The following is a 1,226-nucleotide window of genomic DNA, read 5'->3' as shown; positions in this document are numbered from 1 at the left end:
CAGGGCTACTCAGAGGTTGATCTTGGGTCAGTGAGGAAGTCCAGTGCACGTCTCGGGTCGGCGGCGAACTCGCGGGTGGCGGCGGCCATGCTCGGCGTGTCCATCCCGCGCAGCACATGAACGGCCACGTTTCGCAGCGAGGCCAGCACCCGCGGGGCAGCTCCGCGCCGCACGCGACACCGGTCCTCCCCCAAGGTTTCGTCTCGCGTATAGTGCAAACCGTTTTCAATTCCCCAATGCGCCCGCGTCAGGGCCAGCAATCGGTCCGCGTCGGCATGCTCGCGCGTCAGGCTGGTGAGGCCGTACACCACTTCGACGGTCGTCTCGCCCTTCGCCCGCCGTTCCCGAACCAGCCGGAACACCTGGCCCACCCGAGGCCAGTCCAGGTATTGGTTCAGCCACGTCGTCGCCGTCAGCGTCCGCCGTTCGTGCCGCCCGTGCCCCTTGTCGCGCGAGGCGGCCGTTTGGGCGTCGTCATGCCACCGCTCTTGTTGGAAGGGGGGAAAAGCCGCCGGACTCGGCGGCGGCGAACACGGCGGCGATATCGGCTTGCAACGTCTCCTGGTTGTCCTTGGCATACAAGACATAATCCCCTTGCCGTCCCAGCACTTCGGACGCCACGTCCCGGTGCGTGAACATGGCGTCGGCCGTCACCACGGCCCCGCCCAGCGGCGGCAGGACGCCGAGCAGACGCAACGCCGTCTTGTGTTCGTTCGTGGTCGCCTCGACCCGCAACTGGCCGAGCACGGCCGCCGCCTGCGGGGCGTAGGCGGCCAGCAAGTGAACGCCGGGCGTCTCCCCGTCGCGGGATCCGCGCAGAACTTTGCCGTCAATGGCCACATGGTCCCATCCGGCCGCGTGCCGCCCGGCCAGCCACGCCCCGATGATCCGGTCCAGGTGGTCGGCGTCCAGATCACGCAGCAGCAACGACAGGGTGTTGGCCGCAGGCATCTTCTTGCTCGGGAACCCGAGAGGGTGGCCGAGTCGCGGGCCGCGCAGACGGCCGAAGTGGGCAATGGCGGCCAGACTGGTGTGCCCGGCGAGAATGGCGACCAGGCACAGTCCCAGAACGGACGCCAGCGGATACTGCAACCCGCGCGGGTCACGCGGGTCTTTGAGTTCTCGCAACAAATCGATCAGCGACGCGGCCATGACGGATCTCCAAAAGGAAATCCTCCATAACCAATTTCGCCATCCTGCCCAAGATCAACCGCTGAGTAGCCCTG

At 67.1% G+C, this 1,226-nt stretch carries 2 protein-coding genes; both read right to left on the bottom strand.

Features of this window, described 5'->3' with window-relative positions; translation table 11 throughout:
• Positions 1 to 5 precede the first annotated feature (5 nt).
• On the bottom strand, positions 6 to 578 hold the full coding sequence (locus BGIM_RS67745; protein WP_072022227.1) for an ISAs1 family transposase: 573 nt from the start codon (positions 576 to 578) through the stop codon (positions 6 to 8).
• Positions 475 to 1,152 (bottom strand): ISAs1 family transposase, encoded by a 678-nt coding sequence (locus tag BGIM_RS67740; RefSeq protein WP_020467903.1) that lies wholly within the window; start codon positions 1,150 to 1,152, stop codon positions 475 to 477. Before BGIM_RS67740 ends, BGIM_RS67745 begins: the two co-directional genes overlap by 104 nt.
• Positions 1,153 to 1,226 lie beyond the last annotated feature (74 nt).

The organism is Zavarzinella formosa DSM 19928 (assembly GCF_000255705.1).
Taxonomy (GTDB): domain Bacteria; phylum Planctomycetota; class Planctomycetia; order Gemmatales; family Gemmataceae; genus Zavarzinella; species Zavarzinella formosa.
Note: the sequence above shows the minus strand (reverse complement) of the source record. Positions and strands in the feature narration are given on the sequence as shown.

Excerpts from the sequence above, each read along its gene's own strand:
- BGIM_RS67745 (WP_072022227.1), bottom strand. The coding sequence starts at position 578 with ATGCCAAGGACAACCAGGAGACGTTGCAAGCCGATATCGCCGCCGTGT.
- BGIM_RS67740 (WP_020467903.1), bottom strand. The coding sequence starts at position 1,152 with ATGGCCGCGTCGCTGATCGATTTGTTGCGAGAACTCAAAGACCCGCGT.